At 50.5% G+C, this 16,598-nt stretch carries 15 protein-coding genes and 1 pseudogene; 8 read left to right on the forward strand and 8 right to left on the reverse strand.

Going from position 1 to position 16,598, the window contains the following annotated elements:
* Window positions 1–24: 24 nt before the first annotated feature.
* The gene (locus tag BUA28_RS13320) at window positions 25–390 is read right to left on the reverse strand and encodes a DUF3147 family protein (protein WP_072768609.1); all 366 of its coding nucleotides are present in this window, start codon (window positions 388–390) and stop codon (window positions 25–27) included.
* 259 nt (window positions 391–649) lie between these two features.
* Here BUA28_RS13320 and BUA28_RS13325 point away from each other — a divergent pair.
* Both BUA28_RS13325 and chrA read left to right on the forward strand, forming a co-directional pair.
* Window positions 650–851 (forward strand): annotated as a pseudogene (locus BUA28_RS13325) (chromate transporter); the annotation flags it as partial.
* A 27-nt stretch (window positions 852–878) separates the two neighbouring features.
* Complete coding sequence (gene chrA, locus BUA28_RS13330; RefSeq protein WP_072768611.1) at window positions 879–2,105, forward strand: chromate efflux transporter; 1,227 nt, start codon at window positions 879–881, stop codon at window positions 2,103–2,105.
* 131 nt (window positions 2,106–2,236) lie between these two features.
* Here chrA and BUA28_RS13335 read toward each other — a convergent pair whose 3' ends face one another.
* On the reverse strand, window positions 2,237–3,160 hold the full coding sequence (locus BUA28_RS13335; protein WP_072768612.1) for a DUF1259 domain-containing protein: 924 nt from the start codon (window positions 3,158–3,160) through the stop codon (window positions 2,237–2,239).
* A 945-nt stretch (window positions 3,161–4,105) separates the two neighbouring features.
* Between BUA28_RS13335 and BUA28_RS13350 the strand changes: the two genes are divergently transcribed.
* The 3 genes from BUA28_RS13350 to BUA28_RS16325 all read left to right on the forward strand — a co-directional run bounded on the left by BUA28_RS13350 (window position 4,106) and on the right by BUA28_RS16325 (window position 8,144).
* Window positions 4,106–6,664, forward strand: a complete 2,559-nt coding sequence (locus tag BUA28_RS13350) for a 3-keto-alpha-glucoside-1,2-lyase-like domain-containing protein (RefSeq protein ID WP_072768615.1) — start codon at window positions 4,106–4,108, stop codon at window positions 6,662–6,664.
* A 60-nt stretch (window positions 6,665–6,724) separates the two neighbouring features.
* Window positions 6,725–7,888, forward strand: coding sequence for a glycosyltransferase family 4 protein (locus BUA28_RS13355; RefSeq protein WP_072768616.1), 1,164 nt, complete (start codon window positions 6,725–6,727; stop codon window positions 7,886–7,888).
* A gap of 79 nt (window positions 7,889–7,967) precedes the next feature.
* Window positions 7,968–8,144 carry a PEP-CTERM sorting domain-containing protein gene (locus tag BUA28_RS16325; RefSeq protein WP_256598332.1) on the forward strand — a complete coding sequence of 59 codons (177 nt, stop codon included), beginning with the start codon at window positions 7,968–7,970 and terminating at the stop codon, window positions 8,142–8,144.
* 7 nt (window positions 8,145–8,151) lie between these two features.
* On the opposite strand, the gene BUA28_RS13365 is transcribed toward BUA28_RS16325, so the two are convergent.
* The 3 genes from BUA28_RS13365 to BUA28_RS13375 all read right to left on the reverse strand — a co-directional run bounded on the left by BUA28_RS13365 (window position 8,152) and on the right by BUA28_RS13375 (window position 12,470).
* Window positions 8,152–9,153: a tyrosine-type recombinase/integrase gene (locus BUA28_RS13365; RefSeq protein ID WP_083570025.1), complete on the reverse strand. Its 1,002-nt coding sequence runs from the start codon at window positions 9,151–9,153 to the stop codon at window positions 8,152–8,154.
* A gap of 383 nt (window positions 9,154–9,536) precedes the next feature.
* Window positions 9,537–10,694 carry a hypothetical protein gene (locus BUA28_RS13370; RefSeq protein WP_143148526.1) on the reverse strand — a complete coding sequence of 386 codons (1,158 nt, stop codon included), beginning with the start codon at window positions 10,692–10,694 and terminating at the stop codon, window positions 9,537–9,539.
* 144 nt (window positions 10,695–10,838) lie between these two features.
* Complete coding sequence (locus tag BUA28_RS13375) at window positions 10,839–12,470, reverse strand: hypothetical protein (protein WP_143148527.1); 1,632 nt, start codon at window positions 12,468–12,470, stop codon at window positions 10,839–10,841.
* Window positions 12,471–12,892: 422 nt separating this feature from the next.
* Between BUA28_RS13375 and BUA28_RS13380 the strand changes: the two genes are divergently transcribed.
* The 3 genes from BUA28_RS13380 to BUA28_RS13390 are packed head-to-tail and all read left to right on the forward strand — an operon-like array spanning window position 12,893 to window position 14,410.
* Window positions 12,893–13,195 (forward strand): hypothetical protein, encoded by a 303-nt coding sequence (locus tag BUA28_RS13380; protein WP_072768620.1) that lies wholly within the window; start codon window positions 12,893–12,895, stop codon window positions 13,193–13,195.
* A 9-nt stretch (window positions 13,196–13,204) separates the two neighbouring features.
* A complete protein-coding gene (locus tag BUA28_RS13385; RefSeq protein ID WP_072768621.1) occupies window positions 13,205–13,822 on the forward strand; it encodes a hypothetical protein in 618 nt (205 codons plus the stop codon).
* Between the two features lie 21 nt (window positions 13,823–13,843).
* Window positions 13,844–14,410: a hypothetical protein gene (locus BUA28_RS13390; protein ID WP_072768622.1), complete on the forward strand. Its 567-nt coding sequence runs from the start codon at window positions 13,844–13,846 to the stop codon at window positions 14,408–14,410.
* A 171-nt stretch (window positions 14,411–14,581) separates the two neighbouring features.
* On the opposite strand, the gene BUA28_RS13395 is transcribed toward BUA28_RS13390, so the two are convergent.
* The 3 genes from BUA28_RS13395 to BUA28_RS13410 all read right to left on the reverse strand — a co-directional run bounded on the left by BUA28_RS13395 (window position 14,582) and on the right by BUA28_RS13410 (window position 16,304).
* Window positions 14,582–14,716, reverse strand: coding sequence for a very short patch repair endonuclease (locus tag BUA28_RS13395; protein WP_256598329.1), 135 nt, complete (start codon window positions 14,714–14,716; stop codon window positions 14,582–14,584).
* Window positions 14,717–15,094: 378 nt separating this feature from the next.
* Entirely contained in the window at window positions 15,095–15,994 is a 900-nt protein-coding gene (locus BUA28_RS13405) for an ImmA/IrrE family metallo-endopeptidase (protein ID WP_256598330.1), read from the reverse strand.
* The gene (locus tag BUA28_RS13410; RefSeq protein ID WP_072768625.1) at window positions 15,984–16,304 is read right to left on the reverse strand and encodes a helix-turn-helix domain-containing protein; all 321 of its coding nucleotides are present in this window, start codon (window positions 16,302–16,304) and stop codon (window positions 15,984–15,986) included. Before BUA28_RS13410 ends, BUA28_RS13405 begins: the two co-directional genes overlap by 11 nt.
* Window positions 16,305–16,598: the final 294 nt, after the last annotated feature.

A 16,598-nucleotide genomic window follows, 5' to 3' on the forward strand; every position in this document is an offset into this window, starting at 1 on the left:
CGTTCTTGACCGCAGGTAAGAGGGTTATAGTCCCGCCTCAATCCGTCGGAGAATAAAAAAGAAAGCAAAATAACAGCCCATGGTAGCGGCAGCAGACAGACCGAGGCTAAGCCAGAAACCCACGCCCTGCTTAAGCAATATGGGCAACAGCAAGAACAATAGGAGTGAAGGTAACACCAACCAAAAAATTTGCTTTGACAGGTCTGCAATCTGCAATGGCGCGGTCCCCTCAAGGTGCAGCCAAATAAACGCCAGCAGCGATGTGAGCGGCAGCGATGTGAGCGGCAGCGATGCGACGAGTGCAGCAAATCCTGTGCTTCGCTTTGCAATTTCCGAGATAGCTACGATTACGATAGCGGAGATAAAAACTTTGAGCACGTAATAAAGCATAAGCCTACTTTTAGCCCCTAACCTAGGTAACAGCATAAGGGTTGAGAAAGGAGATGTGTATTCGTATACACCTTGTTCTTCGTTTTATCATCGAAACTCTCGTTATTGCTGTTTCGTTTTTTAGTTTGCGCTTGTTTTTTGTCACGATAAAAATTAACATTAGGTCACAAAATTTGGGGATTTAGCAGCCTCCCTATTCTAGACGCTTGCGTCCAAGGCCTGCTCCAATCTTAGGGGATTACCCTGCAGAGGAGAGCCTATGGACTTCCCAAGTAACAATAACAAAACCCCACAGCTCCCCGCATCACCCACATCCACTTCACTAGCACAAGCGGCCCTTTATTCGCTGAAGTTTGGGTTCGCTTTCGGCTGGCCAGCCGGACAGATTGCAGTCATGAATCACGATCTGGTGGAAAAGAAGCGCTGGATTTCAGCCTTTCTTGCATGCATTGAATTACAGCGCGATCCTTCCCGGCCCCGGAAAACAGATGACTGAACCGAATGAGAGCACAGTGCGCGTACCACACCAGCCGCTTGGCCGTCTCTTTTTGCGCTTTTTAAAGTTCGGCTCACTGGCGTGGGGCGGGCCCGTTGCGCAGATCGCGATGATCCAGCACGAGCTGGTCGCGGAAGAGAAATGGGTGAGTCCACAGCACTTCAATCGGGTGCTAGCGATGTATCAGGTGCTGCCAGGTCCCGAGGCGCACGAGTTGTGCGTGTACTTCGGCATGCTGGCGCGCGGGCGCATCGGTGGCATTCTGGCAGGACTAGGCTTCATGCTGCCTGGCTTCATGCTCATGATGAGCCTTTCATGGCTGTACGTTCGCTATGGACTACAGACAACGGGCACTTTTGCAACCATGTTTGCAGTCGTGCAGGCGGCTGTCGCAGCGCTCATCGTGCGCGCGGTCCATCGCATCGGCGGTCACGTGTTGGTCGATCGATGGCTATGGATCATCGCCATCATTGCGACGGCTGCTCAGCTCACAGGCGTTCACTTCGCGATCACGTTATTTGCAGGAGGCGCCGCTTACGTGCTGGCGAAGCAGGATAGGACGTCGCTTGCCACCTCTTTGACGGTCCTGTGCGCCGTTGGAGTGATCAGCTGGTTTGCTTTCAACGGCTTCCATCTTGCTGGCATGGGTGGGGCGGCAGTTCAGCAGGGCCAAGGCGAGGCCCAGCGGTCGCTATGGGAGTTGTTCATCTCGGGACTAAAAGCAGGGATGCTCACGTTTGGCGGTGCCTACACCGTTATACCGTTCCTGCAGGAGGATGCTGTTGCCGACGGCGCCTGGATGACGAACACCCAGTTCCTCGATGGCCTTGCGCTATCCGGTTTGCTGCCCGCACCGCTGATTATCTTTGCGACGTTTGTTGGCTACCTGGGCGGCGAAGCTGAGGGGGCGGTCATGCTGACGGCAGGGATCTTCCTGCCCGCCTTTGCCTTCACGCTCCTCGCGCACGATCCTCTGGAGAAGCTGGTCAGCGAACCGCGCGTACGTGAGTTCCTCGAAGGCGTCACGGCGGGCGTCGTCGGTCTGATCGCGGGGACGACCATCGCCCTGATGGTAGTCAGTCTTGTGAACATCACAACCGTGATCGTCTTTGCTGTAGCGCTTGCCACACTTTTTTATTTCAAGTCTAAGCTGATTATCCCACTCGTCGTCGCTGGCGCTGCGTTTGCAGGTTTTGCGGTGAGCTTTGTGTCGATGTAGCGGGTCCGACGAAGAAGACGCGTTTACTCCACAGGAGGACTAGCGATGTAAGAGATGAACCCCTTGGCGCGACCCCGCGCGCGATTGTCCGGTTTGTCGGAAAAGCCAGGAATTCCGGGAAATCCGCGAATCTATTGGCGGGCACTCGCCTGAAAATCCAGCGCGTTTTTGACGGTTTTCGCTAAATCCCCCGCCCCGCCCTTCCCCCAATAATGCAGGAACAGGTAACGGGGCTGCTCATGTGCCATATGCTGATGGATTGCAACAATATTGATATCGCCTGCCCGGAGAATCCTTAGAACAGACTGCAGCTCGTCTTCGAGCACTGCAAAATCGCCGTCAACGACTGCCAGCGTATCAGTACCGGCAAATGCTGCCCACGTATTCACTCCCATTTGCTTGCCGATCTTTACGCCATGTACGGTAGCGTCGCGGCCTATCGTGACCTTGAACATGCCGTTATTTGCTTCTCCTTTCATGCCAAAAATTGTTTCCAGTGGCCCTGCGGTAATCTTGTTTTCCCCGGCAATAGTTTTGGAAAACCCTGCAGTAGGGGTCGGATTTGCTGCCCTGATTTCGCTCACTTTGTCATAAATCTTTTTTACGCCGGCAGCGAGTTGTGCCGCGGTGCCCGTGCCGCCTATGTGCATAAAATATACTTTCGGCTGCTCAAAGAAAAAATGGTTGTGCAATGCCGTAACTTCAAGATCTGCATCGAACGCGGCGCTTATGACCGGGTTTACTTCATCCTCGAACAGCACCGTGTCGCCCATCATCATGACTAGCCCATTCTGAGCGGGCGTAAAAGCTGCCCAGGAAGTCAATCCCATGAAGGGGGGCATTACCCATCTATCAACTTGAATTTTGACTTCGGTACGCGGCTTGGAAATCTTGAAGACATTTTCTTCTTGAGAAAATTTACCTTTTAAGCCAGTTAATTGTTCAATCCTGGCGGTATCCAGAGCGGAGGACGTTTCAGCTGCATGCGCACTTGCCAAACCAAAGACCAGCGCAGCAGCCAGTATGGAATGTTGCAGGAAAAGAGAATGCGGCATTTTGTACCTCCTAAAACAATACGTGGAAAATAAATTTATTGCAGGGGGTCAATTATGCGCTTCTGAGTAAAAGTGTTGGCGCCATGCAAATGGCGATCCCCGAGCGCAACGAGTTCTTCAGTTATCTATCTGGTGCCAACAAGCAAATCCACCTGAGCAGTATTAAACGTGATCCAGTATTGTTTCTTTTCCCTCACTTCATCTTGGCCGTCCCGATCTTGGATCATCGACATGCTGTACAACGCAGTACTTCTACTATCACAGACCCAACCAGCTGCGCCATGCATCATTAGGAGCGGGGTAAAGGGTTTTAGGAACCTATATCAATTGCGGGAAACGCAGCGCGACAGGTCAAAGGCAAATGCCGGGAGGGCTCCTTGTGGGCAAATAGCGATGGAGTCCAGAACAACAAGCCGGCTATCATCTACTGCTGTGGATTCGAGGATCAACGTGGGAAAAATCGGGACAAGCTGAAATCCTGAAATCAGATCGAATCCGCGGCTGGCAAATTCCCCTGAAATACAAGACATAAAATTCTTACCTTTCCCTTTTTCTCAACTATAAATAAATATTCCCGCTTCACAGGCCGGTTGCTGCTTGTGGTCTGCGGACGATCGATCCCAGCGGACACGCCACAGAGCGTGGGAAGGAGTCCCTCCTGCTGCACGGTAGTTCAGGTGCCTGTTGTTCGCGATGTAGCCTTTCCAGGGGAAGCTGATGCTGGACATATTTGGTTGCGCTCATCTGAATCCATCGATGAGGCAAAGCTGAACACAGCTCCGTGAACCAGCGGATAGTGGACTTAAGAGCGGGCCGTGCTGAGAATCCGTGACACGACGTTCTTAGCCGGTATTTTCCGTTTTTAAATAATGAACACTTTAGCTTGTTTTCCCATTTCATCGACTGCGGTGAAATACCCCTGATCTGAAACGAGGAGATTTCGATATGACTACCAGCAAACCCCAAACCACCGACTTTACCAAAGATGTACTGGGCCGCTACATCAGCAATGGAATGGATGAAGCGTTGAACAGCACCGATAAAAATGGGCAGCGGCCGGATGGCTCCCCGACTAGTGACGCCAAGCCCTTTGATGTGATTGTGATTGGGGGCGGCAGTTTCGGCCCGACGTTCGCGCAGCATTTATTTTCAAGTGACCAGACTCACAGTCATCGCATCCTGGTACTGGACGCCGGCTCGCTGCTGCTCACTGAGCATGTGCAAAATTATCCCCCTATTGGCATTGGGGTGCCGCCTCCTACTGAAAACGATCCCTTCGAGCTTCGTGCCGAGGTCTGGGGACTGCCTTGGCGCGCAGATCCTGCAAAAGTGCCGCAGGGCTTTCCCGGATTGGCCTACTGTCTGGGAGGGCGCTCGCTCTATTTTGGCGGCTGGTCTCCACGATTACTGGATACCGATACCGATACGGAAATGCCACGCGATCGGTGGCCGGACAGCGTTGTGACGGACTTGAATGACAAGTATTTTGCGGAGGCTGCGCAACAAATCGGCACTGATCAGACCAATGATTTTATAAGTGGCCCGATGCATGATGCGTTACGCAAGCAGCTGTTTGACGGCATCAAGGCTAACAAGGTCCCCGACGCTATCAAGCCAGCGAAACTGCCTTTGCACCTGGATCTACCCCCGGGCATACCTGCCGCAATGAAAGAGCAATTCAAGCTGGAGGCCCCCTTAGCGGTCAAAAGCCGTGAGGGTTCGGGATTATTTCCTTTCAACAAATTCAGTTCCATGCCACTGGTAATCAAGGCGTCGCGCGCGGCCGCCACCGAATCGATGCACGCTGTAGGCTATCCGGATAACGTCAAGAAGCGATTCATGGTGGTGCCTCACTGTCGCGTAATCCGTCTTGTCACGAATGTCCAGAATGGGCTTGGCCGCGTGACCGGTGTGGAATGTGAAACCTATCTGCCCATCTGTGGCGACGGCTCCAGTGTTCAAAAGCAGCGTGTGACAATTCCCGTGCCGGATACCGCCAACGTTGTTATCGCACTGGGTACGATAGAAAGCGCTCGCCTTGCACTGCTCTCCTTCCAGGGGATCAAGAATTACGACAGGATCGGCACAAATCTGATGGCGCACCTGCGCTCCAACATCACCATCAGCATTCCCCGCACCTCGTTGTCCAGCCTCGACCCAGCCGTGAAGGCACTGCAGGCGTCCGCACTGTTCGTGAAGGGCAGACATACCTTTTCTGATGGGTCGGGCAAGGGCTATTTCCACTTGCAGATCACTGCGGCGGGCCTCGATAAACTTACCTCAGACTCCGAGGCTGAACTCTTCAAGAAAATTCCCGACCTGGACAGCATGCTGCCCCTGCAGCAGGTAAACGATCATACGATAGTCATCACCATACGTGGAATCGGCGAAACCCAGGAACAGAATCCGGGCAGCAACATCACGTTGAAAAATGACGAAACCGATGAAGTGGGCATGCAGCGTGCATTGGTGACCTACAATCTCAGTGACAACGACTTCGAACTGTGGGATGCCATGGATAAGGCTTCCGACGATGTGGCCAAGGTGTTCGCTGGCGGAAACAACTTCACCGTCTTCACTGCACCTGATCGTCCTCAGACGGTTGCGCCAACGGCGGACTTGAGCCAGATTGTTCCCTATAAGCCTGTCTGGGAAGGGGGACGCCGCGATGGCATGGGTACCACACATCATGAGGCAGGACCGCTCTGCATGGGCGACGATCCGAATACTTCCGTCACCAATGCCGACGCACGGTTCCACTCTGTTGAAAATGCCTATGCCGCAGGACCCGCTCTGTTCCCCACTGTCGGCTCGCCCAATCCCATGCTCACAGGGGTCGCTTTAGCACGGCGCCTGGCAGACCACTTTATCGTTAAGCCATTTCCTCCAGACGCCGGGTACACCATGCTGTTCGACGGCGTAAACCTGGGCAAATGGCGCTTGTCCACAATCAATAACCAAGCCAATAATTTTCCCGGCGGACGCCTTCTTGTGGATAGCGCCTTGGAAACGGTGCCCGGCAATGACTTGGGCATGTTCTGGCATACCGACCCGACCCCTCAAGATTTCGTGCTTAAACTGGAATGGCTACGTTGGCGCGAGGATGACAATTCCGGCGTATTCATTCGCTTTCCACACCCTGACAGTAAAAATTACAACAACACCGCATACGTCGCTATTAATTTTGGTTTCGAGATCCAGATCGACCAACTCGCAGGCCCCGATGGTTCACCTCTGAGCAAGACCGGCGCGATCTATGGCTTTGCCCCACCTAACGATCCGAATAACCTCCCGGTAAAACCAGTGGGCGAATGGAATAAATTCGAGATTCATGCCCAAGGGCAGCATTACATCGTGTTCCTCAATGGGGTAAAAATCACCGAGTACGACAACCCCGATCCAGCCCGGGGCCAGCCGAGCACGGGGAGCAACCCAAGTTTTATCGGTCTGCAAAACCATACTGGACGAGTAGCATTCCGCAAAATTCAGATCAAAGCGCTTTAACGCCTGGGTCAGGTATTTTTCAGAAGAAGAGTTACATCAACCTGACAGTTTAGAGGAGGTATGCGCGTTCTTCATCTTACTTCGGAATATCCTCCCGTAGTATGGGGTGGGCTAGGCACGGTCGTCGGTGGTCTGACCGTCGCCTCGGCGCAAGCTGGTATTGAAGTAGATGTGTTACTCATACGGCACGACGGGCAATTGTCCTACGGCCACTTGGTTCCGTCCTGGACGGTAGCGGTATCTGTAGAGGAAGCATTGGCAGGCCGTACGATGTCCATTAACATCTTTCAGGTTTCCCACACTGGCGCCGCCATCGCTGCGATCAAACTTGCCCAGGACCGTAAACCGGATGTTATTCATATTCACCCGGTTGAGCTATGGCCAGTTGCAAAGGCAATTAAGCAAGCCACAGGTATTTCCGTCGTCTATACCGTTCACTCGCTAAATCTGGCCGAATATGAATTCGGCAATGAGCCCCCTGAAATTCTTAACCTTTGGCATACCCAACAGGCATTGATTGCGGGGGCAGATCGCGTTCTAGCATTGACGCAAGACGAAAAGTCTCTGTTACTGGAATGCTACTCATCGGCGCTCGACCATGTACGAGTGGTGGGTAACGGCATTAGCGACTCTGCAGCAGCGAGACATTCCGCTGGGAAAAAAAGGCGAAACGAGTCACCTCTGGTGCTCTACAGTGGACGATTCGTCGACCGCAAAGGAATTCATGAATTATTCCGGGCAATTCCCATGGTGCTGCAAACCGCACCGAACACAAAATTCGTATTCGTAGGTGGTTATGGTAGCGGTCCAGACATTGAACGCGCTTGGTTACCCGCCGAGCTATTCCCCTACCGAACGCAGATTCAATTTACCGGTTGGCTTAACACTATAGAAGTTGGGAAATGGTATGAGCAAGTTGATATCCTTGTAGTGCCGAGTTGGTATGAGCCCTTTGGTATGGTTGTGCTGGAAGGAATGTTATATGGACTTCCGATTGCGGCATCGAACGTAGGTGGGCCAGCTGAAATATTGGAACATGGAAACACGGGCCTGCTTTTTTTACCAAAGAATGTTGAAACCCTTGCAGACGCTCTGCTTACGCTTGTGGCGAATCCCGAATTTCGTGAACATTTGGGTGCCAATGCCGCAGTTACAGTACGCGAGAAATGGTTATGGCCGCGGATTGTAGACCAGATGAAAGACATCTATCAGCAGGTAATCTGAGAGATTGCGATTTGGCGGCGGCTCACTAACGCAGAACGGTAATTCCATAACCGGGTTAGAAGGGAATGGATTGTTACAGTTGAAGGGCCTATACCGATATTTCCTTCACCACGCCAGATTACGAATATTATTATGGGATTACAGTTGGAGGCCTTATCTCGGCCGTCCTGAGCCCCAAACTTACGCCATGTTTCTGGCTGGCCTTGGCTTAATGTGTTTTATGGGGCGACGTAGAAAGCACTACCACGCTCACTAGTTTCACTTTAATAACTCACCTTAAACGTGGGACTATCCTCCGGCCGGGTCTTGCGGTGGTCATAGATCCGGGTGGTGGCAATGTTCGCATGCCCCAGCCACTCCTGCACCTTGGCGATATCCGCCCCGTTATCCAGCGCGTTGGTCGCGGCCGTGGCCCGCATCACGTGCGGCCCCATGTTCTCGCCAAAGATGCCCAGCTTGTTCAGATACTTCAGCACCACCTCGAAATAGATGGAGTCCGGCGTGAGCGCGGTCAGGGTGTGCCCATGCACATTGTTCTTCACCGGCCGGAACAGCGGCGCATCCTGGTTTTGCCCATGCCCCGCGGCCTCTAGGTATTCTTCGATCAGGGTCAAGGTGCCGGGATGGGTAGGCACAAAGCGCATCTTGCCGCCTTTGCCATGCAACCGCAGATGCGCCACCCCACGGCGCGTCTGGCTGTAGTCCTTCACCTTCAGTTTTGCCAGTTCCGCGCGCCTAATCCCATGGTAGAGCAGCGTGGAGAGAATCGCCCGGTCGCGCTTGCCCTTGAGCGTGGCGGCATCCGGCGCGCACAACAAGGCACGTGCCTGGGCATCGCCCAGCGCCGGGGTTTTGCCCTGCTGCGATTCCACCACTGGACGTTTCACCCCCTTGACTGGATTGTGCGTGACCGCATTGGACTCGCACAAATGCTCGAACAGGGACGACAGGGCCGCCAGTTTGCGGCGGATAGTGCTGCCGCCGAGCTGCTGCGCTTCCAGACTCTTGCGCCAGGCGAGCACATGACTGCGGCTCACGATCCGGAAATCCTCCGGCCCGGCAATGCCGGCAAATTGCATGAAGCCGCGCAAGTCGTTTTCGTAGGCGCGCCGCGTTTGCGGATTATCGATATTGGCGAACCACTCGATCGCCGGCGGCACATCGCTCAGTTGGCGAAATTGCAGGGCGGTGAGGATCGAGGGGTCGGCTACAACGGGCAGATCGGAAGTGGCCGGATTTTCCGGTTGGGGAACGAGGGAATTCATGAGGTGATTTTACCCATGATAAAATATGTTATCAAGGGTAAGGAATACGAATTCGGCTAACGGATTTTTCGGCAAAAGGAGCTTTTGGGATGGAAAATATCCTCTGATAATTTAGCTAACCGTCCATCAATGTATAATTGACGGTTGCGAAGGTTTGACCACGGCACATCGTCCCAAGCGGCTTGAATAATGGCGACTCGGCATGACGTAATAATCTGGCCAAAGAAAGCGGGAGAAAATTCCCCGAAACAGCGGCGAATCGCCAGAGGATTTAATAGTTAGAAGGTTCTACAACCCAAAACAGGCATTCAATTATCCGGCAATATCAGTTGGGTAAAATTTGAAAACAGACGGCTTGAATACCCTGAATAGGATCTCTTAGACTAAGATATCGCAGGCGGATTTGGCGAACCAGGAACTAGCTGTACTGGAAGTGCCGGGAGCTCCTCCCCCTTGATACGCTGTGCTAGATTATCCACTGATCGACGGAAGGCATGATCATCAATGAAGCGACGTAAGGAGGCAGAGCGGTAGGTTGTATCCTCACCTTTGTGCAATGCGATAATATGCTTTAACACCGCGTCTTCGCAATCACGAATCGCCCTAGGTCGCCTCCCCGCTTTTTCCTCCTCCTCCGCGACTCGTGCAAAGGAAAGTAGAGCCTCGGTCTGCATTGTGCCAACGAAAAGGTTGCGATGATAGCAACTGAGAGACACACTACCATTGGTACTAAACCGGTACGGATCCCAAACAACACGCGACCGGGCATGTCCAAAAAGCAGGGGTGCGGCTGACGTAGACAGTCGACTGGAGATTCGGCCCCCATCGAGCGCTCCCATCCTCCAGCGATCCCATTGAGTGACAGCCTCTAGGGTGCGGTGTATAAGTTCTCCTTCGACAATGGCCTGATCCACTCCGCCATCGCCATTTAGAACTGTTACTAGGCTAAATGGAGTGACGGGAGTTGGCGGGCCTGTATTTTCACCCACCCCCTCGAGAAGAAGCGCTTCAAGATGCTTCGCAGCCACTTCGTCGAGCTTATATAAAGCACCATCGCCAAGCTCTGTTAGCACACGTCCCTGACGTAGCTCGAGGCATAAGTCCGACATCTTCTCAAGAGTGAACTCACCACTGACGGTAAAGTGTACGGCAAAGGTCACCATATGTGGATGAAACCAGGCCTCACTTAGCACATGCTCAGGTGTTACTCCGTCAGAAAGCGCTACCCCTAACCCAGATGCTGGCGAACCATGGCGACGGAAGGGTAGCAACCGAACAAAGGCGTAGCTACCAGAAATTTTCCGGATGGGATTGGCCCTCAGGTAGCGGGACCAAAACCAGTGTGTTCCCTTCCGCGGCCAAGGCAACTCCAACAAGGGCGCTCCGCTCACCGATGGTTCCACTGCTTTCTCAGGCTCGACAATCAGTGAATTAAAGATAGAAGCGTAGGACTGGAGATGACCAAGTGCGGCAAGGGGCGCCCCAACAGGCATAGTATCTTCAAGCAGGGTGGGAAAAGATATATTCCAAAATAGGGACATTCGAAATCGCTTGATTGGAGGCGCCACTTGTCAATTCCCTTAAACGAGTGTTACGATAATAGCGATTTCGTCCAAAAATGGACCGGAGTTCCGGGGAATATGTCGGGGCTCAGGGGTCTGGCCTCAGGGGCCGACCCCAATCTTCTATGCAAGTCGCACCACAACCATCTCTCCGTTGGAAGCCTCCAGATCCGTTAGATTCATTAGACGGGGCCCGTTGAGACCAAATTTCTTTCCCCATTGCACCAATGCGAGCTTCTTCGTCGTTATCTCTCTGAGCTCCCGCAACAACTCGGTTACGATAAGATCGTTCTTGCTGGGGTCAAAGTCACCCAGCGCGCCGGGGGAAGCGACGCACTCAATTTGTGGAATTACCCAAATAGTCTCCTCTGGCTTTTCTTCCCACAACGTAAATCCCTCAATCACCGGTGCACTCCCCCCCTTCGTCCTTACAGGACGACAGTTCTCTCTCGGCCATGATCTTGCCTGCATTTTCGCTACAACTGTTAACACATCGTCATTGGGAGTAAGCGTTAGCCTTGCAGTCTTCTCTGCTGCTCGCCGTACACGCCACCGATCGACGCCGAGAAGCGTGACATAGAGGAAAAGGCTAATGACAAGCGATGCACCCCATACCTTAGCAATATCCTCAAGATTATAGGGTTTTGTGTAGCCTATCGCCATTGTGTCTGAGGCGAAGAATAGTATTAGAGAGAAGGTGATTGCTAATAACCAAAATTCGGTGTCGGCCCCACTAATGATGAACTCATCCGTGCTAGTAGGTTTTGCTAAGAAACTTACCCGCCATCCAAACACCTTAAACCGCCAAAGCAGCATCCACAACGTCAATATTAGAAAGCCGGGGAGAAACAAAAGTGTGGGTACCTTAAGGAATCTGAGCAGATCAGATTCTCCAAAGACACCAAGGGTAACCTCATAAGAGACAACCCGGTGAATCGAAGGACCACAGTCTGTTTGCGCGTCAACTTGGATCAAACCAAAAAACTTGCCAGGGCTAACTTTTTTATCTGCCGTGACTTTATAGGGGATTACTACCCCCCCGTGAGGGGGAACAGTTGTCGAGGCCATTGTCGAAATTATTTGAGATGAATCTGTCGTTGACATTGTTTTTGAAACTGTTGTCGAGGAACCCTCGATCGGGATGACTGTAGTGGAAAGTGGATTGCCCTGTACCTCTGTAGAGGCGTTTAATTTAATCGTGTTATTAGTCCCATTAGTGATCATCAACAATACATTCCCGTCTTGTCCTTCATACAAAGAAGCAAAGTTCGCCTTTGCCTCGACTTTGAATAACTCGGGATTTAGTTTTGAGGTGGTTACAGAGAAAGAGCCTGTTGCTATCTCATTTTCATCTTTCGATAGGTCGCCTCCTTCGTAGTCAGCCCATAGGATAGCTGTGGACGTTGGAACGTAGCTAGTAACATTAAAAGACATCAGCCTCGACAATATCGAGTTAGGCTTCAACTCGGGCAGCACCACTCCACCAATACATTTCCCCTGCTCTGATGCACCGGTATTTGGCGGCGCTTCATCGTGAGAATGGGACACTGGCACGACCACGAAATCTAGTTTAGCTGAACTGCTGGTGAATGCCCTTAAGCATATGTTGCGTATGGGCTTAGCATCTTTATTTTGCACAGTAACCAGAACTTGCGCAGCTTGCTTTCCAGGACACAGTTCCACCGTATTTGGAGTTGTGGTAATGCTTACCAATGGCTCGCTCGCGTAGGTAAAACCTCCGATAGTAGATAACATCCCTAATGCAGTTATTAGCCTAATCCTATTTCTACATCGGATCATTTTTTATTGCCTTCGCGAATGGGCTTACATAGTGTTTTCATTTTGGAAGCAGGATACTCGACATGCAGCCACCCTCTCCTTCCTAGTCTGAAGCGAATGCAGCGAACTAACCACCTTGGTAGCTTCACTACAATAATGGAGATATATATACATGAGCATAGGATATCCATAGTGCTTTTTCCTGTTAAGCATCCCTCGCAAATCTAACGGGTTTTAGTTCTCTGCGCAGAGGGTGTGAGAATTTCTTGATAAATATAATTGCCTCATCTATAAAAAGATTGATGGATTGACTGAATTGAAGAGGATTTACAGCAACTTTGGACTTGATCAAAAAATAACAATGTCTTTTACATAAGCGTTATTAGGAGATTAACAAAATGGGTGATTCTGTTGGAGTAATTTGCAATTCTGGCGCTTGTACTGATGTCGACCCCGTCACAGCCCTCGTATTAATTGCCTTAGATCAACTGATTAAGGAACTTAACTCGAAAGAGCCATTTGGGCCAAACGGAGAGATTGTTAAAGCACTTCGCACGGCATGGAATGACATCGCAAACGGCCCTGGCGATAACAACGATATTGTGAAAGCACTTAAAAATGCATGGGACGACATCAACCACGGGCTCGGGCCAAACAACGATATACGTAAAGCGTTAGAGGCATTGGGTCTCAAATTCTAAGGAGCGGCTATGGCAACTATCTATAAACAGCAGTGCGTGGAGTGGGGAAATGCTATTCGTCAAAAGGCAGACGCATTTTACGATCATCAAATTCAAGCGACGAAGAATTTAATTCAGGACGCGATTAATAAAGGTTTGAACCCGAAAGCGGTCGATATTGAAGGGGGGATTGCGACTATTGACTATGAGGAACTGCTCCGACGAACTATAGCTGCAAAGGATCTCGCGTACAAGGAAGCCGACAGTAGGGTTGAGACCTGTGATTCCACCGCAGTTCCTGACTGGCTGTCGGATGCTCAGAAAACTGCCGACTACGCAATGACGGTCGCGCTATTGCCTTTTGTTATCATGACAAAACAATATGCTGCAGCCAAGATAGACTTGGGGGAAGTTTACAAAGGACGTACGTTTGGTGGTGATAATGCACTAATTCCCAAGGCACGTGAAGATGCACTTAATGCGTTAGGCATAAGTGGTGATGTTGCAGTTGTTATCCGTGACCCCGTTAATGTTGTACAAAACATCGTCGCTGATGCTGTCGAAGCCGCAAAGAAGATAATTCCAGTCATTAAAATTGATCTTCCCACTTTTCCTCCCCCTTCTATCCCGGGTGTGAGGCTCTGGTAGCATCTAAATTAAGAGGAAATCATGACCATCACTAGTAAGCAGTGTACGGCCTATGGCGACACAATCCGTCAAAAAGTAGATGAATTTTTTGATCCTCGCATTGAGGAAACTCAAAAACTGATAGATTCGGAAATTGCAGCTGGTCGCGATCCTGAGAAGTATCCTATACAGGATGGAATTGCAACCATCAACTTAGTAAGGTTGCTGGCAAAAATTAAGGAAATGAAAGAGCTCGGCAAGCACAACGCGGCGGCTCATGAAGACGCTTGCGATAAAGAAGCCGTGCCAGATTGGATTGGAGATGCCCAAAAAGTTAGCGACATAGCACTGGGTATTGCCATGCTTCCGTTCATTTTACTTACTGGAAATATGGCTATGGCCCATGTTGATCTGGGTGAGGTTTATAAAGGTACTCCCTTTGGGGGGCCGAACGCGTTGATTCCGAAGATGAGAGAAGATGTTCTTGACTTTCTACAAATTGGCGGAGACGTCAGAAAGTTCATCAAAGATCCATTCAACGTTACACAAGATTTTTTCTCACAGGGAATCGAGGATTTAAAGAAGTGGCTGGAAAAACCTTTTGGTTGACGTGAGACTGAAGTTAAATATAGAAACTTCTAATCTTGCAGGGGGAAATTAAAACTCGAAACAGCCGCAAAACCAAGTCGACTTTGGTCAAATGATTAAAGAATCCCGTTTTCTTCCACAGGCTGGAAGCATGTGTCTATTTGCAAATGATTAGTTTTACTACATCTTTTTTTAAGTAGAAAAGATGTAAGCTGCACTAGGGGTCCAGAAACATCCGTGAACGAAAATTACCTTTTTCCGGGATGAGAAAACGAGATCTGGTTTTCCTGGAAGATCCCGCCGGTGCAACCGGTAGCGGTAGCCCATACCATACAAGCTGGCGCACGATCATTTCGGGTTTCATGTGCTGACTGCGGATCGCACGCATAACGATACGTTTTAAAGGGGTGCCCAGAGTCGCGCCTTAATATCATTGGCAGGATCTGAAAAGCGCGGGGGTTCAACAAACCTGAGCATCACTAGAGCTAGCCCTAGTGATAGATAGTCTACCCCCCCCAAAATCCTCTCAATAGACACGGATCTGATTTTTGATTGGTCATCTATCACAGCATCTTTAACCTGTGTGAGAGGGCCCCAAATGATCATTGGCTGCGCGAGAAATGCGAGAAAATATTCTAAACAGGTTTTCTCGCACTTGACCCCTTCAAGTTCCGTGAGCTGTGCCTCGAGACCGTGTAAAAACGCTCATCTTGTCCAATTCAACCCTTGGGCTCTATTTTCTAAAAATGTAAATGCGTCCCGATCTTTTTCTTCGGCTTGTTCAACCATTCCAGCACATGGGAACTGCACCAGAAAAATGGCCATGTCGAAATGATCAGAAATTATTACGAATTCTTCAGCTTCTAATGCTGGATGCCAGACACCAGGGTGAACACGAGAACCTTGGTTTCGCCGGTTGATATCAACGGCACTGTTCAGGCGATCAAGTGATGATTGAGGCACTGGTGTGCCCGAGGGCAGATAAGCACGAAGTAAACGAGCGCGGCGGCTCGGATAAGACCAGCAAATGAACCCATCACGGGCTACCGCCAGCAAGGCAGCTTGATCGGTAAGCTCAACCCATTTTAATGCGGTAGCCGTAAATGAAGTTCCATAACGGTCAGCACAGTGACCTAGCAAATCTAAAGTGACAATTTGTCCTTCAACTTGATCTCTAAAATCTGTTGCGGGCATCAGCAAATAAGAAGCAAATTTATTTGCTTCTGATTCAAATTTCCTTGACTCCGCACTTTCATAATCGAGCATTTCCGCCTGGCAGCACTGAAAACCTTCCTCTCTGGTCTTACGGTGCAACAGATAATGCCCAAACTCATGCCCAAGGGTGAAATTGATTCTCCCAGGAACCGTGACAGCTTCATCATATGAAATGCACCAGTCACCCTTCGACTTCCGCTTAGATAGCATTCCATCGATACCTGCAACGCCATGCCCTTTGATAATCCCGACAGGGTCATCAGGAAATCTGGTCTTGGTTACTTCGAGCGCAATCTCTCTTACACTAATAGGCAATCCCTGGCCGCACTCCAACCATAATTGTGACAATTGAATGCCCCAAGCGGCAGGCGTTGGAGGATTACTCATCATCTATCGCTTTTAAGAATTTTTCTAGTTGGGCTCGTTTGGTCGGGTCGAGTTGAGTGATTCTACGGAAAAACACTTTATCAGCATCCGATTCTGTCAATGTCTGCTTCCCGTCATCCAAAAGAAATTCAACTGTGACTCCGAACACCTCCGCAATTTTGCCGATTTTTTCCGCTGAAGGCCTGACAACAGGCCGGTTCTCTAACTCCCATATGTAGCTCTTACTTGAGCCTGATTTTTCTGCAAGCTCCTCAAGCGTTAGTTTTAAACGCTTTCTCTCAGTACGAATTTTCTCTCCCAGCAACGACGCCATTCTATCGCCCCCAATAAATAAATAAGTTCAGAGTAGACGCATTTATTTTATTTGGCAACCGAATTTCTATATGGTAGTATTCTTTTTGCGTCTATACCGAACTTTTCGGAAGGGGCGATTCCTTCAACCTCCAATAAGGAGAAAAAACTATGGGTATGAAACCTGGAAGTAGTACTGGCAATGACGGCGGGATTTTTCAACAAGTAGGTCCTAGGGGAGGCAAGCAGCCTAACTTTGCGACTGTCCCAGATAATAAGCCCCTCCCTCCTACCACCCAACCTGGTCACACCTGGG

It is taken from the genome of Nitrosospira sp. Nsp11, assembly GCF_900142705.1.
Classification (GTDB): Bacteria; Pseudomonadota; Gammaproteobacteria; order Burkholderiales; family Nitrosomonadaceae; genus Nitrosospira.

What these genes read in the sequence shown, in the direction of transcription:
- BUA28_RS13320 (WP_072768609.1), bottom strand. Translation starts at nt 390, where the DNA reads ATGCTTTATTACGTGCTCAAAGTTTTTATCTCCGCTATCGTAATCGTA.
- chrA (WP_072768611.1), top strand. Translation starts at nt 879, where the DNA reads ATGACTGAACCGAATGAGAGCACAGTGCGCGTACCACACCAGCCGCTT.
- BUA28_RS13335 (WP_072768612.1), bottom strand. Translation starts at nt 3,160, where the DNA reads ATGCCGCATTCTCTTTTCCTGCAACATTCCATACTGGCTGCTGCGCTG.
- BUA28_RS13350 (WP_072768615.1), top strand. Translation starts at nt 4,106, where the DNA reads ATGACTACCAGCAAACCCCAAACCACCGACTTTACCAAAGATGTACTG.
- BUA28_RS13355 (WP_072768616.1), top strand. Translation starts at nt 6,725, where the DNA reads ATGCGCGTTCTTCATCTTACTTCGGAATATCCTCCCGTAGTATGGGGT.
- BUA28_RS13365 (WP_083570025.1), bottom strand. Translation starts at nt 9,153, where the DNA reads ATGAATTCCCTCGTTCCCCAACCGGAAAATCCGGCCACTTCCGATCTG.
- BUA28_RS13370 (WP_143148526.1), bottom strand. Translation starts at nt 10,694, where the DNA reads ATGTCCCTATTTTGGAATATATCTTTTCCCACCCTGCTTGAAGATACT.
- BUA28_RS13375 (WP_143148527.1), bottom strand. Translation starts at nt 12,470, where the DNA reads ATGTTATCTACTATCGGAGGTTTTACCTACGCGAGCGAGCCATTGGTA.
- BUA28_RS13380 (WP_072768620.1), top strand. Translation starts at nt 12,893, where the DNA reads ATGGGTGATTCTGTTGGAGTAATTTGCAATTCTGGCGCTTGTACTGAT.
- BUA28_RS13385 (WP_072768621.1), top strand. Translation starts at nt 13,205, where the DNA reads ATGGCAACTATCTATAAACAGCAGTGCGTGGAGTGGGGAAATGCTATT.
- BUA28_RS13390 (WP_072768622.1), top strand. Translation starts at nt 13,844, where the DNA reads ATGACCATCACTAGTAAGCAGTGTACGGCCTATGGCGACACAATCCGT.
- BUA28_RS13395 (WP_256598329.1), bottom strand. Translation starts at nt 14,716, where the DNA reads ATGGGCTACCGCTACCGGTTGCACCGGCGGGATCTTCCAGGAAAACCA.
- BUA28_RS13405 (WP_256598330.1), bottom strand. Translation starts at nt 15,994, where the DNA reads ATGATGAGTAATCCTCCAACGCCTGCCGCTTGGGGCATTCAATTGTCA.
- BUA28_RS13410 (WP_072768625.1), bottom strand. Translation starts at nt 16,304, where the DNA reads ATGGCGTCGTTGCTGGGAGAGAAAATTCGTACTGAGAGAAAGCGTTTA.